This window comes from Paraburkholderia graminis C4D1M (assembly GCF_000172415.1).
In the GTDB taxonomy this organism is placed as follows: Bacteria; Pseudomonadota; Gammaproteobacteria; order Burkholderiales; family Burkholderiaceae; genus Paraburkholderia; species Paraburkholderia graminis.
Map to the genome: position 1 here is coordinate 179,909 of NZ_ABLD01000011.1, position 12,958 is coordinate 192,866.

Sequence of the window (12,958 nt, forward strand, 5' to 3'; positions counted from 1 at the left end):
CAGAAAATATTAATATTTCTTACCCGTACTTAACTTTTTCTTGAGGATGAACGATGCCCACGCTGCGCATGCTGAGGACCTTTCGGGCAGTCGCGCGCACCGGATCATTTGCGGCAGCGGCCGACAGCGTCGCGCTGACCCAGGCGGCGGTCAGCCTGCAGATGCGCGGGCTCGAACAGGCGCTCGGCCGCCAGCTATTCGACCGCAGCGGCCGGCAGATCGCATTGAGCCGCGACGGGCAAGATATCTGGCCGAAGGTCGAGCAGATTTTCGACCTGCTGGCCGAACTGGAGGCGACGCCGGCGGATTCGATGGTCGGGCCGGTGACCATCGGCGCGGTGGTGTCGGTGATCGGCGCGCTCTCGCTGGTCATCGCGCGTTTGAAGGCCGCGCATCCGCAACTGGATGTGCGGCTGCTGTCGTCGCGCTCCGACGAACTGGCGCGGATGGTCGAGGCGGGTGAAGTCGATATCGCGGCGGTCGTCGCGCATGCCGACACCACCCTGCCCGACACGCTGAAGTGGACGACGCTCTACACGGAGCCGCTGATGCTGGTGGTCAGCCGCGAAATCGGCGACAACGATCCGCGGCGGATTCTGCGCAGCTATCCCTTTCTGCGCTTCGACCGGCGCGTGCGCACCGGGCGCGTCGTCGAGCATGCGCTGCAAACAGCCGGCGTGACGGTCAACGAATATCTCGAACTCAATTCGATCGAGACGATCGTCGCGCTGGTGCGCGAAAATGTCGGCGTCGCAGTGCTGCCGCTTCTGCATCGCGGCAACTGGCAAAACGATCCGTTACTGCGCGTGCTGCCGATTTCAGATCCGCCGGTGCTGCGCACAGTCGGCATGATCCAGCGCGCGTCATATGGCCGGCCCGGCATCACGCAGGCGATTATCGATACGCTGCACAGCGACTGAGCGGCCGGAAGCGGCGTGTGCGCTGTTCTGTTCTCTTACTCAATCGATCCGCAGCGGATCGCCAGTTCAGCCATACAAAGCACCCGCAAATAATTTCCCACCACTGGAATAAACCCGTTCGCCTTCCCGTTCATTCAGCGTTGTGATCTTTGGACGGAACAAGGAGTGCGGCCATGAAGTCTCTACTCGCAGCGTTCACCGTCGTAGCGTGCGGCGCGGCTATCGCGACACTCGCGTCGTGCGGCGGCAGTTCCAGCTCGAACAGTTCCGGGCCGCCTTTGCAGTCGTCGTTCACCGCAACGGCGCTCGTCTCGGACGGCGCCGTGTCGGCGGCGCACACGGACCCCAATCTGAAGAATGCCTGGGGCGTGGCCTTCAATCCGAAAGGCTTCGTCTGGGTCGCCGACAACGGAACCAACCTCGCGACACTCTATGACGGCAACGGCGTGCCGCAATCGCTGGTCGTCACGATCCCCGATGGTACGAATGGAACAGCGTCGCCGACCGGCATCGTATTCAACGGCACGCAAAGCTTCAACGTGACGCGAAACGGCAAGACGGGCGTCGCCGCGTTTATCTTCGTGGGAGAAGGCGGCACCGTCACCGCGTGGGCGCCCGCCGTTGGGCCGACGAATGCGTTTGTCATGTACGACGACGGCACCGGCGGCGCCGTGTACAAGGGCCTCGCGCTCGCGCCGAACAACGGCAACAACTTTCTCTACGCCACCGATTTCCATAACAGCAAGATCGACGTCTTCGACACCAATTTTGCCAAAGTCGCCATGCCCGGCGCCTTTGCGGATCCATCCATTCCTGCCGGCTTCGCGCCGTTCGGCATCCAGTTGATCGGATCGAATCTGTTCGTCACCTATGCGAAGCAGGATTCCGACAAACATGACGACGTCGCCGGAGCCGGACTCGGCATGGTCGACGTATTCGACACGGCGGGCAATCTCAAGCAGCACTTTGCAACGGGCGGCGCGCTGAATGCGCCGTGGGGTATTGCGCAAGCGCCGGGCAATTTCGGCTCATTGAGCGGCGCTGTGCTGATCGGCAATTTCGGCGACGGCACGATCAACGCGTTCAACGCATCGAGCGGCCAGTCGATGGGCGCCATCAAGAGTTCGAACGGCAAGGCGATCGTCGAGCCGGGTTTGTGGGGCATCGCGTTCGGCAACGGGCTCGACAATCAGCCTGCCACTACCCTCTTCTTCGCCGCGGGGCCCAATGACGAAGCGGACGGTGTCTATGGAAGAATCGATCTGAATCCGGCATCGACCCCGGGTTCCGCCACGGGAACGAGTACAGGCACGAGTTCGAGCGGCGGCGCCAGCATCGGCATGTAGGTTGTGGGCAGTCGTGCGGCCGCTAAGGTGGGACGAGCGGCCGCGTTGCTTTGAGCACCGCGAGCGCCCGAGAATCGTGCAAAAGGGCCTGTCGGATATCACCCTGCGGACAAAGGAACTGCTGAGCGGGAAGCAGTTCTCTTTTGGGAGAGAAGGTCGCTCATCGTGAACGAGCGACCGGCATGTCGAAATGTCGAAACAAATGGCCGCAAGCGTCTGGCGGCGGCCGTTCGCCTACCTGGTTCAGGCGTCGCGCTCAATTCTCGAACTGCCGAATCGTCGCGTTGTACGCACGTGTGGCCATCTCCTCGAGCGGCAGCTTGCGCTCGACTTCCGACAATATTTCCACGCCCCACGGCCCGTCAAAGCCCGTCGCCTGGACTGCCTTGATGAAGCCCTGCACGTCGAGTACGCCTTCACCAGGCAGACGGCGTTTGTGGCAGGTGTCCATCCACAGCGGCTCGATTGCGTAACGGTCCGCGTCGTCGAGTTCGATGCCCTTGATAAATTCCGGCTTGATTGTGGCGATTTCCTTGAAGTCCACATTGCCGCGGCTCAGGTGCCAGATGTCGAGCAGCAGACCCGCGTTCTTCCTGTTCGCGCCTTCGACGATGGCCTTGCCGGTTTCAATCGTGCGTACGTTGCTGAACGGCATGATTTCCAGCATCACTTGCGTACCGCGCTTCCCGGCATCGTCAGCCAGCTTGCCGAATTCATCGACCATCAGCGGGATGTTTGCGGTTTCTTCGCCAATGCCTGGACCGACCTTCACGATGCGCGCACGAAGTTCTTCCGCAGCCTTCAGGTAGTAGTACCGCATGCTGTCCGACGTGCGGCGGCGCTCGCCGGTTTGATACCAGTCGACCAGGAACTCGAACTCGACGTGCTTCATGCCGTTGGCTTCGAGGATTCGGCGCATTTCCGGGAAGCCGATCTTGTCGGCCGTTGCATAGATATCCGAATGAATCAGGCCGATGCCGTCCCAGCCCGCTTTTGCTGCCGCTTCAACGCGATCCTTGAAGCTGAATGGACTGATTTCCGTCGGGCCAAACGGAAAGACGTCGCCCGACAGGGTGAAGTAAGCAGCAACAAGTTCGACTTTAGATCTGGACATGAAAACCCTCGTTAAGAAAGCAGCGACCGACCCGACGGCCGTCGCCAGAAAACCATGCCCTGAACTATCGCGTAGAAACGGCAGCGGATAAACAACCCTCGAATCGTCTCACCGTAGAGTTTGAATCTACACGCTGGCGTTTTGCGGATTGCTGGGCGTGTCGCGGCCCGCAAAAGCGGCGCGCAGCGTCATTCTTCGAAAGCCGCGTGGCTATCGCCGTCTGCAAGTCGCAATTTTTCCAGTGAGCGGAAATAACTTTTCGTTCTGTCGCATTTTTCTTTCCCATACCAAGCCGTACTGTGCCTTCTCGAGAACATTAAAACCCGGCTCACCTATCTCACGGGCCATCAGGAGACACAGCATGAACATCCGCAAATCCGTTATTTCTTGCCTTGCTGTCAGCGCTATCGCCACCGCTTTCGGCAGTGGCGCCCAAGCCGCCGACCAACCCCGCGTCGCATTGCTTATGCCGACGCAGAGCGTCGAGTACTGGGCGCTCTATGTCAAAGGCTTCGAAAAGGAGGCCGCGGCGCAAGGCATCAAGCTCGACGTGAAGGTCACCAACTACGACCCGAATGAGCAGGCAACCCAGGTCGACCAGACGCTCGCGCAGAAGCCTGATGTCATCGTCCTCGTGCCGGTTGATTCGAGCGCAATGGTCCCGTCGATTCGCAAGATAGACCAGGCAAAAATCCCGCTCGTCATTTCCAACTCGATGCCCGACCAGAAGTACTCCCGGTACTGGAAAGTCTTCACTGGGCCGAACGACATCAGCAACGGCGACGTCGCGGCGAAGACGATGATTCAAGGCTTCAAGGAGAAGGGATACGGCGATAAAGGCAAGGTCATCGTCATTAACGGCCCGATGGGCACGCCTCCGCAAGTCCAGCGCTATCAGGGCTTCGTCGATGGCCTCAAGAAGAATGCGCCGGGCATTGAAGTAGTTGGCTCGCAGCCGGCCGACTGGGATGCGGTGAAGGCGGAAGCCGCCGCGTCGGCGCTCTTCACGCAGTTCAAAGACGTGAAAGGCATCTACACCGAGAACGATTCACAACTTCGCGGCGTGGTGACCGCCGCACAACGGCTCGGCCTCGACCCTTCGAAGCTCGTGATTGTCGGACACGGTTGCGACTCCGGCGCGGTGGAAGCTATCTCGGCCGGAAAGGCGTATGCCACGGTCGAGCAATCTCCCTTCGACGACGGCGCTTACGCCGCGAAGGCCGCGAAGCAACTCGCCACCGGCAAAGCCCCGCAAGCCGTGCAGTACCTGCCGAACCCGGCGGCCACCAAAGCCACGTTGAACGTCTGCTATTCCCAGAAAAAGTAAGTCACGCGACGGCTACCCAGTTGCTGCGCAGCCAATAGGACGCAACGCGACCCTGCGGGGTCGCTTTCGCTTAAGCACGGAGACACGAATGAGACGAGAGATTGGCGTTGCCGTGATTGGAACTGGCTTTATGGGAAAAGCGCACGCGCTGGCGTACAGAGCGGTGCCGAATGCTTTTCCTGAGTCTTTGATCCCGCGGATGGTGGCCGTCGCCGATGTCAGCGAGGCCGGAGCGAGGCAAGCGGCCGAGCAGTTTGGCTTCGAGCGTGCGACAAATGACTGGCGGTCACTCCTCGAAGACCGCGATATTCAGGTCGTCTCAATCACGACGCCATGCAGCTTGCACCGAGAGATGGCATTGGCAGCGATCGCCGCCGGGAAGCATGTGCATTGCGAGAAGCCTATTGCGCCATGCGCTTCCGATGCTCACGACATGATGAAGGCGGCCGAGTCCGCGAACGTCGTCACGCAAGTCGGCTACAACTACATCAAGAATCCCCTTCTCAAACTGGCGCGGGAGATGATCGCGTCCGGCGAACTGGGCGATATCACGAGCTTTCGCGGCATCCATGCGGAAGACTACATGGCCGACCCTGAGATTCCCTATAGCTGGCGAGTCGACCCTCAAAACGGTGCTGGCGCGCTGGCGGAAATCGGCAACCACATCGTCGGAATGTCGCGCTTCCTTCTTGGTCCTATCACCCATGTGAACGCGCAACTCGAGACCGTCAATAAGTCGCGCCCAGTGTCGCCTGGTTCGCCCGAGCGCCGGAAGGTCAAGGTCGACGACATTGCCAGATTGATGGTGACGTTCGACCGCGGGTGTTTGGGCTCAATCGAAGCAAACTGGACCGCGACTGGCCGCAAGATGCAACTCGAGTTCGAGATTTATGGAACAAAGGGTGCATTGTGCTTTTCACAGGAGCGCTTGAACGAGCTCCGCTATTTCAAGGCCGGCGGCGACGTACGGACATCGGGATTCACTCGAATCGAAGCCGGACCCGCACATCGTCCCTACGAAAACTTCACGATGGCGGGCGGCCACCAATTGGGCTTCAACGATTTGAAAACCATAGAGATGACGGAATTCATCGCCGCAATCGAACATGGAACGCCCACGTTCCCGGACTTTCGGGAAGCGTGGGAAATCCAACGGATTGTCGACGCCGCTATCCGGTCTTCGGCCGAGGCACGGAGAGTCTCTCTGTAACCGACCGCGTTTCTGTACGACTGCAGCCGGACGCCGATATTTCCGGTGGCTGGAAATATCATTTCGCGGCCACGCATTTTTCTTTCCTCGGCGAACGAATAACCTGTGTTTAACGATAACGAAGCCGCTAAAGCGAGTTTCGGATGGAGACGACATGCATTCCTGCGCACGCAGCGATTCTTTGCCAATTCCTCTCCTCCTGAACTCACAGCAGCGGCATCGCTGATGCGGTCGCGCCCACGGCATGCCTGCGCTTCAGTCTCGATGCAAGGCTTCGTTATTCGACATGTATGCGTCACGAAGCGTGAGCAATCACGCGTATGAGCAAGGTGACGGTGACGGGCATCGACCCGTAGCAGCGGACGACCGAAGAGTGTCCGCGTATGGAGGAAGACAATGCTGCAAGACGCTAAAACAGGCGGCGAGACGCTCGCCACCCAGAGTCTGCTGTGCGCTCGCAATCTGACCAAACACTATGGTGGCGTGAAGGCGCTCACCGGCGTCAGCCTCGAGCTGGCACCTGGTGAGATTCACGCGCTCTGTGGCGAGAACGGTGCAGGCAAAAGCACGTTCATCAAAATTCTCGGTGGCCTGGTGCAGCCGGACGACGGTGAAATTACCATCGACGGACATCAACTGAAACTCGGTCATCGCACCGACCCGAGACTCATCTCCATCGTTCACCAGGAGCTGGCTATCGTCCCGACGCTGTCGGTGCTCGACAACATCCTTCTCGGTGGCGCGGACCAGAGCGAAATCTACCGTCGCAGCCAATACCGGGACTCTGTCCGTGAGCATCTGGATTCGGTCGGACTGTCGCATATCAAGCTCGATGCACCCGCCTCGCGGCTCAGCCTCGCTGAATGCCAACTCGTCGAAATCGCTCGGGGCATGTCGCGTCAAGCGAAGGTCCTGCTCCTGGACGAACCTACCGCGACCTTGTCGGATGCGGAGATTGTCCGAGTCTTTGAAGTTGCGCGCAAACTGCGTGACCAGGGGACCGCGATGATTTTCGTCAGTCATCGACTCGACGAAGTGTTTGCGCTCACAGACCGCGTAACGGTCTTCCGCAATGGACAGCACGTGCTCACGCAGCGCACCGCGGATATGACGACCGCAGAGGTGGTCAAGGCAATGATTGGTCGCGAGCTGGTGCACAGCAAGGTCATGCCGCCGGAGAAACGCGCCAATGTGGCGCCGCGTCTTTCGATTTCCAACCTGACGGTCGCGGACAAGGTCAAGGAACTGTCAGTCGACGTCGCGCCGGGTGAAATCCTTGCCGTGGTCGGCCAGTTGGGTTCAGGAGCGGAAGTCCTCGTTGAAGCGCTTGCTGGCCTGCGCGGTGATATCTCCAGTGCGGTGAAAGTGGACGGCCAAACCGTCAAGCTCGACAGCATTCGCAACTCGCTGCGAGCGGGAATCGCGTACGTGGCAGAAGACCGCGCTGACAAGGGCGTTTTCCTGGATGCGCCAATTGCCATCAATATCACTGCGTCCGTTATGGCGAAGTTCACCCGAGCGGGAATCATGCGACGCGCCGGTGAACAGGAAGAGGCACGACGCCTGGCCTCGATGTTCACCATCGACCCGAGGCGTCTTCCGCACGAAGTGTCGACGCTTAGCGGCGGCAACCAGCAGAAGGTCTCTCTCGCGAAGGCAGTAGCACTAGCTCCACGTCTGTTGCTTCTGAACGAGCCTACCCGGGGCGTCGATATTGGCGCCCGCAGCGAAATTTACGCCACGCTGCGCAAGATGGCGGACGAAGGCCTGGCGATCGTCTTCTATTCGACTGACCTCGAAGAAATCCTGGAGCTCGCGGATACGGTTCTCACTGTCTTCAGAGGCCGGATGGTCCGTCATAAGCCGCGGTTCGAGATAAACGGCGACACGCTCCTGCACGACATCGTGGCAGGCGACGGCGATGCATCTCATGGCCATGTCTCTTTCCGGAACCAGACTGCGGAGGTGGGTAATGCATAAGACAGCTCTTGAGCCTACCGCGCAGGTATCGACGACTGCGCTACGACGCTGGGCCGCAGCATTGTTCGGCACGACGAGTATTCACGCTGCGTCGATTCGCATCGCTACCCTTGTACTTATCGTAGTGGCCGCGGCTATCGTTCCGCACTTCACCGAGTTCGGAAACATGCAGTCTCTGATGTACTCGGTGGCCGCAGTCGGCATTGGCGCTATCGGGATGGCGCTAGTGACCCTCAGCGGAAATCTCTTCATGCTTTCGATGGGCGCAACAGCGGCCGTCTCCACTGTGATGTTCGCTGCGCTCATTCATCTGGGTCTCGGCGCAGCGCTGCTGCTTGTCGTGTTGAGCGGCCTTTTGATGGGGGCTCTCCAAGGTGGAATCATCGCATTGGGCAGGGCGAATCCCATCATCACCACGATTGCCACGTCGTCAATCATCATTGGCGCTGGCGTTATCTACACCGGCGGGCTTACCGTCATCGGAAAAGGCGACGCGACCTGGCTCGGTCAAGGACGCTTGTTTGGCTGGCTGCCGAATCAGATCCTGGTGCTGGCTATGTTCGCCGCCATCGCAAGCTTCATTCTGCAAAAGTCCCGCATCGGGCGGGAAATCCGACTGATTGGTATGCGCGCCGAAGTTGCGCGCATTGCAGGACTTCGGTTGATGACGGCAACGCTCGTTTGCTATGGATTCGCGGGCGCCGCAGCGGCGCTTGCCGGCTCGTTGATTGCATCGTCGTCGGCGCAAGGCAACCTGACTTACGGCATTGACCTGGACTTCAACGCAATTGCTGCCGTGCTCGTCGGCGGAATTTCGATTCGAGGCGGACGCGGACAAATCTCCGACGCGGTAACAGGCGCCATTTTCCTCGCCGTTATCAGCAACATCCTTCTGGTCAGCGGTGTGAGTTACGAGTACCAGTTGGTAGCGAAGGGCATCGTCGTTCTCGCGGCAGTCGTGTTCGGAGCGTTGCTTGCCCGGCTCGGTCCGGGACGGAAATAACAGGAGATGTGAAAATGGAACAGTCTCAACGACTTCTCAATCTGGCCATTCGCCTCGTATTGCTCGTGGGAATGCCTGTTGTCTTCGGCCTCTGCGTCGACCACTATTTTTCGCAGGCGAACCTCTACGCAATCTTCCAGGCGTTTGCATTCCTCGGCATCATCGCACTCGGTCTTTCGGTCACGATGATTGCGGGTGAGTTCGACCTGAGCGTCGCTGCAATCTCGACAGTTGCCGGCCTCATCACGGTGAAGTTCGGTGGCGATAGTGCGATGCTCGGCATGCTGTACGCCATCATCTTTGGTGTGGTGGTCGGTATCGCTAACGCGGCGCTGCTGCCGTGGCTCGGTGTCTCTTCGCTGGTGACGACAGTCGGCTCCATGATGTTCCTTACCGGCATCGGTTACTGGATTGCGGGCGGCCGCGTGCTGAGCTACGCCAACCTCGATGTCAGCGACTTCCTTGACCAGAACATTGCTGCAATCTTTTCCCCGCGTAGCCTCATTACGATCGCCTGCTTCGTCGTCGTATCGCTGTTCTTGCGTTACACCACCCTCGGGCGCGACATCTACGCATCGGGTGGGCATCGGAAGGCGGCAATTCAGAGTGGCGCGCGTGTGGGTAAGGCACTGACGGTCGGCTTCGTTATCTCCGGCGGACTGTCGGCACTCGGCGGCGGCCTTCTCTCGCTGAGCCTCGCGACTGCGTCCGCAACGATGGGAAGCAATATCCTGCTTCAGGCGGCTTCAGCGGCGATTGTTGGCGGTGTCGCGTTGGGTGGAGGTATCGGTTCGCCGCTCGGCGTGGCAATGGGTGTTCTGATTCTTACTGTGCTGAACAATGGGCTCGGCCTGTTGAGCGCTACGTCTACGCAGATTCTTCTCGTCAACGGCCTTTTGCTTCTGATTGTGGTTCTGCTCGATGGGCGCCTGGGTGCAGTCCTCGCGTCGCCGCTCGAGCGATTTATTGCATTTCGCCGAGTGCATTGAAGGCCGGTATTTCAGGTCGCAAACGTCATCCAACGTTCTTCGAGATTCAGGCTTCTGACGCGCTCCATGAGGAAGTCCGTGAAAACTCTGATTTTCGCGGGCTGGTAACGTCGGCTTTGATAAGCGAGGTTGATGGTCAGACGCGGCAATTGCCAATCGTCGAGCACTGGCACGAGACGGCCAGACACGATGTCGTCGTGAATGATGTAAAGCGGTTGCACAACAATCCCTAGCCCTGCCCGCCCGGCCGCGACGATGACCTGGCCTTCGTTGGAGTCGAGCGCGCTTGCAATGGCGATGTTGCGTTCTTCCGTGCCCCGACGCAGATGAAGCAGATAGGGGTCAACGGCAAGGTTATAGACGAGCATGTTGTGCTGCGCGAGATCCTCGGGATTCTGGGGACGACCGTGCGCGGAGAGGTACGCCGGCGACGCCGCCAGCACTCGCCTGGTCTCAGCAAGGCGTCGTATGGTGATGCCGGAGTCTCCCTCGTGCTCCCTGGTGCGAATGGCGATGTCTATCCCGGCTTCGATGAAGTTCTGGTACTGATTCGCCGCGACTATCTGAACCGACAGGTTGGGATAGCGCGTGAGGAACTCCGGTAGCGCGGGTGCAATATGCATCATTGCGAATGAGACGGAACTGGTCACGCGCAGTACGCCCCGCGGGCTCACTGCTTCTTCGGAAGCGATCGAGTCGGCTTCGGACAGCTCGGAAATAACCGCAGTGCAGCGACGATGATATTCACGGCCGGCATCGGTGAGCCACATGCGGCGGGTCGTCCGCTCTATCAACCGTGCGCCGAGGCGCTCTTCCAGCGAGCTCAGCGTTCGACTGGCCGCAGCGTTCGACATGTCGAGCTGCTCGGCCGCCTTCGACAGGCTGCCCAGATCGGCAGTGAGCACAAACAACTGCAATTGCGTCCAGCGGTCCATCGCCTGCCCTCTTCCCATTCAGGTGAAACATTCAGGTGAAAAAATCGGAAGGGATTCTTCCACCCCTTCCGGGCCCAATATGCCGTAGACGGGAGCATTGATAAACCGACTCAAGGTATCCGATTTGTAGAATCGACTTCTACAATGAAAGAGCGTTGACGGGCGCGCTTGCAGGTCCGCCGCAAGCTGCAATGCGCGCTTAGCCGATTCTTCCGGGACAAGGAAATGTCATTTCACTTCGAGGCATTTTATTTACGCGGATGACCCATTACCTTTCGTTTAAGACGCCTTGAGCGCACAACGGAGACACGCACGATGCGCAACATCAACGAAGACACCATCACTCAGGCCGTTATCGCCTCGCTCGCGGAGTGCAAGGACGCGAGACTCAGGACCGTCATGACGAGCCTGGTTCAACATCTCCACGCTTTCGCCCGCGACGTTCATCTCACCGAGGACGAGTGGTTTAAAGCAATCAGGTTTCTGACAGAAGTAGGTCATATCACCGACGACAAGCGGCAGGAATTCATTCTGCTGTCGGACACGCTTGGCCTTTCAATGCTGGTCATGTCGCAGAACAATCGCAAACCATCGAATTGCACGGAAGCAACCGTGTTCGGGCCGTTCTACGTAGAGGGAGCGCCTCTCTACAACAACGGCGACGACATTTCGAATGGTGCGAAAGGTGCGCCTTGTTATGTGAAGGGGCAGGTTCGCGGCGCCGGAGGGGAAAGCATCGCGAACGCCCAGATTGACGTTTGGCAGTCGGACGAAGACGGTTTCTACGATGTCCAGAACCTCGACGAGGCGGGCAACGCCACCCATCGCGGTCGCGGCCGACTGAACGCAGATGCTGAAGGGTATTTCAATTTCCGCTCGATTCTTGCCGAGGCATATCCCATCCCGCACGACGGGCCCGTTGGTCGCATGCTAGCCGCTGTCGGTCGTCATCCGTGGCGACCAGCGCACCTGCACTTCATGATTGAAGCGCCTGGCTACGAGACGCTCATTACGCATGTGTTTCGTGATGGCGACCAGTATCTCGACTCGGACGTCGTGTTCGGCGTGCGCTCATCGCTGATTGCCGATTGGAAGCGTCATGAGCCAGGTGTAGCGCCGGACGGCCGCGAAATGACGGTGCCGTGGTACTCGCTTGAATACGACTTCGTGCTCAACCCGTCGGAGGCACACGCATGATTCGGCATATCGTCATGTGGCGTGTCAAAGGCGACTCGCCTGCAGAGCGGCTAGCTGCGTCCAACCTCGTTAAGACCAGTTTCGAAGGCTTGCGCGGCTGTATCCCCGGCATGCGGCACCTCGAAGTCGGACTTGACTCCAGCCAGGTCGATTACGCGTGCGACGCCGTTCTCATCACCGAGTTCGACTCGCAGGAAGCGTTGGAAGCCTATGCGTCTCACCCCGAACATCTGCGCGTTCGTCACGAACTCGGCGACCTTCGCACTGCACGGTTCCAGGTTGATTACCAGTTGGAAGCGGGGTTGAGTTTCGAGAGTACAGCGGAGTTATCCAATGCAAAAGCGTGAGTTCGTTTATCAGGCGCGTGCCGGTCGAGTTGTCTTTGGCCCAGGCAGTTTGCAGCACCTCGAGCGCGAAGTACTTCAACTGGGTTCGGAGCGAGCACTCATTCTGTGCAGCCCGGAGCAAAAAGAGACCGGTGAAGCCATCGCTGCGCGCCTGGGCGCGCGAGCCGCCGCTGTGTTCGACCGCGCGGTCATGCACGTGCCGCTCGAGTTGGCCAAGGAAGCTCGCGCACTGGCAAGAGAGCTGAACGCCGATTGCGCCATTGCCGTTGGAGGCGGCTCGACGATAGGTTTAGGCAAGGCAATCGCGCTCGAATCGGACTTGCCGATTCTCGCCGTGCCGACGACTTATGCAGGCAGCGAAATGACGCCTATCTATGGCATCACCGATGCGGGCCTGAAGAAGACAGGAACGGACCTGCGCGTGTTGCCTAAGACAGTGATCTACGATGCGGACCTGACGATGTCGCTTCCTGTCGCGCTATCGGTCACGAGCGGCATCAACGCAATGCCCATGCCGCTGAAGCGCTCTACTCGCGCGACGAGAACCCCGTGACGAGTTTGATGGCGGAAGAAGGCATCGCTGCTCTGGC

At 59.4% G+C, this 12,958-nt stretch carries 11 protein-coding genes and 1 pseudogene; 10 read left to right on the forward strand and 2 right to left on the reverse strand.

Annotated elements, in window-relative coordinates; all coding sequences use genetic code 11:
• The first annotated feature begins 53 nt into the window (after positions 1-53).
• Both BGRAMDRAFT_RS19095 and BGRAMDRAFT_RS19100 read left to right on the forward strand, forming a co-directional pair.
• Positions 54-920: a LysR substrate-binding domain-containing protein gene (locus BGRAMDRAFT_RS19095; RefSeq protein WP_006050452.1), complete on the forward strand. Its 867-nt coding sequence runs from the start codon at positions 54-56 to the stop codon at positions 918-920.
• A gap of 173 nt (positions 921-1,093) precedes the next feature.
• Entirely contained in the window at positions 1,094-2,266 is a 1,173-nt protein-coding gene (locus tag BGRAMDRAFT_RS19100; protein ID WP_006050453.1) for a TIGR03118 family protein, read from the forward strand.
• A 256-nt stretch (positions 2,267-2,522) separates the two neighbouring features.
• Here the strand turns inward: BGRAMDRAFT_RS19100 and BGRAMDRAFT_RS19105 are convergent, their stop codons facing one another.
• Entirely contained in the window at positions 2,523-3,380 is an 858-nt protein-coding gene (locus BGRAMDRAFT_RS19105) for a sugar phosphate isomerase/epimerase family protein (protein WP_006050454.1), read from the reverse strand.
• Between the two features lie 361 nt (positions 3,381-3,741).
• Here BGRAMDRAFT_RS19105 and BGRAMDRAFT_RS19110 point away from each other — a divergent pair, with 361 nt between their 5' ends.
• The 5 genes from BGRAMDRAFT_RS19110 (at position 3,742) to BGRAMDRAFT_RS19130 (ending at position 9,889) form a co-directional block, all read left to right on the forward strand.
• Entirely contained in the window at positions 3,742-4,707 is a 966-nt protein-coding gene (locus BGRAMDRAFT_RS19110; RefSeq protein ID WP_006050455.1) for a sugar ABC transporter substrate-binding protein, read from the forward strand.
• 88 nt (positions 4,708-4,795) lie between these two features.
• Entirely contained in the window at positions 4,796-5,917 is a 1,122-nt protein-coding gene (locus BGRAMDRAFT_RS19115; protein WP_006050456.1) for a Gfo/Idh/MocA family protein, read from the forward strand.
• Positions 5,918-6,313: 396 nt separating this feature from the next.
• On the forward strand, positions 6,314-7,897 hold the full coding sequence (locus BGRAMDRAFT_RS19120) for a sugar ABC transporter ATP-binding protein (protein ID WP_006050457.1): 1,584 nt from the start codon (positions 6,314-6,316) through the stop codon (positions 7,895-7,897).
• On the forward strand, positions 7,890-8,900 hold the full coding sequence (locus tag BGRAMDRAFT_RS19125; RefSeq protein WP_006050458.1) for an ABC transporter permease: 1,011 nt from the start codon (positions 7,890-7,892) through the stop codon (positions 8,898-8,900). Before BGRAMDRAFT_RS19120 ends, BGRAMDRAFT_RS19125 begins: the two co-directional genes overlap by 8 nt.
• A gap of 14 nt (positions 8,901-8,914) precedes the next feature.
• Complete coding sequence (locus BGRAMDRAFT_RS19130; RefSeq protein ID WP_006050459.1) at positions 8,915-9,889, forward strand: ABC transporter permease; 975 nt, start codon at positions 8,915-8,917, stop codon at positions 9,887-9,889.
• Positions 9,890-9,900: 11 nt separating this feature from the next.
• Here the strand turns inward: BGRAMDRAFT_RS19130 and BGRAMDRAFT_RS19135 are convergent, their stop codons facing one another.
• The gene (locus BGRAMDRAFT_RS19135; RefSeq protein WP_006050460.1) at positions 9,901-10,824 is read right to left on the reverse strand and encodes a LysR family transcriptional regulator; all 924 of its coding nucleotides are present in this window, start codon (positions 10,822-10,824) and stop codon (positions 9,901-9,903) included.
• A gap of 315 nt (positions 10,825-11,139) precedes the next feature.
• Between BGRAMDRAFT_RS19135 and BGRAMDRAFT_RS19140 the strand changes: the two genes are divergently transcribed.
• The 3 genes and pseudogenes from BGRAMDRAFT_RS19140 to BGRAMDRAFT_RS19150 form a co-directional block, all read left to right on the forward strand.
• Positions 11,140-12,021, forward strand: a complete 882-nt coding sequence (locus BGRAMDRAFT_RS19140) for an intradiol ring-cleavage dioxygenase (protein WP_006050461.1) — start codon at positions 11,140-11,142, stop codon at positions 12,019-12,021.
• Positions 12,018-12,368, forward strand: a complete 351-nt coding sequence (locus tag BGRAMDRAFT_RS19145) for a Dabb family protein (RefSeq protein ID WP_006050462.1) — start codon at positions 12,018-12,020, stop codon at positions 12,366-12,368. The genes BGRAMDRAFT_RS19140 and BGRAMDRAFT_RS19145 overlap by 4 nt, the downstream gene beginning before the upstream one ends.
• A pseudogene (locus BGRAMDRAFT_RS19150) lies at positions 12,355-12,958 on the forward strand (iron-containing alcohol dehydrogenase); the annotation flags it as partial. The gene BGRAMDRAFT_RS19145 and the pseudogene BGRAMDRAFT_RS19150, both read left to right, overlap by 14 nt.

Coding starts and splice junctions, on each gene's coding strand:
- BGRAMDRAFT_RS19110 (WP_006050455.1), top strand. CDS start 3,742: ATGAACATCCGCAAATCCGTTATTTCTTGCCTTGCTGTCAGCGCTATC.
- BGRAMDRAFT_RS19125 (WP_006050458.1), top strand. CDS start 7,890: ATGCATAAGACAGCTCTTGAGCCTACCGCGCAGGTATCGACGACTGCG.
- BGRAMDRAFT_RS19120 (WP_006050457.1), top strand. CDS start 6,314: ATGCTGCAAGACGCTAAAACAGGCGGCGAGACGCTCGCCACCCAGAGT.
- BGRAMDRAFT_RS19140 (WP_006050461.1), top strand. CDS start 11,140: ATGCGCAACATCAACGAAGACACCATCACTCAGGCCGTTATCGCCTCG.
- BGRAMDRAFT_RS19095 (WP_006050452.1), top strand. CDS start 54: ATGCCCACGCTGCGCATGCTGAGGACCTTTCGGGCAGTCGCGCGCACC.
- BGRAMDRAFT_RS19130 (WP_006050459.1), top strand. CDS start 8,915: ATGGAACAGTCTCAACGACTTCTCAATCTGGCCATTCGCCTCGTATTG.
- BGRAMDRAFT_RS19100 (WP_006050453.1), top strand. CDS start 1,094: ATGAAGTCTCTACTCGCAGCGTTCACCGTCGTAGCGTGCGGCGCGGCT.
- BGRAMDRAFT_RS19135 (WP_006050460.1), bottom strand. CDS start 10,824: ATGGACCGCTGGACGCAATTGCAGTTGTTTGTGCTCACTGCCGATCTG.
- BGRAMDRAFT_RS19115 (WP_006050456.1), top strand. CDS start 4,796: ATGAGACGAGAGATTGGCGTTGCCGTGATTGGAACTGGCTTTATGGGA.
- BGRAMDRAFT_RS19145 (WP_006050462.1), top strand. CDS start 12,018: ATGATTCGGCATATCGTCATGTGGCGTGTCAAAGGCGACTCGCCTGCA.
- BGRAMDRAFT_RS19105 (WP_006050454.1), bottom strand. CDS start 3,380: ATGTCCAGATCTAAAGTCGAACTTGTTGCTGCTTACTTCACCCTGTCG.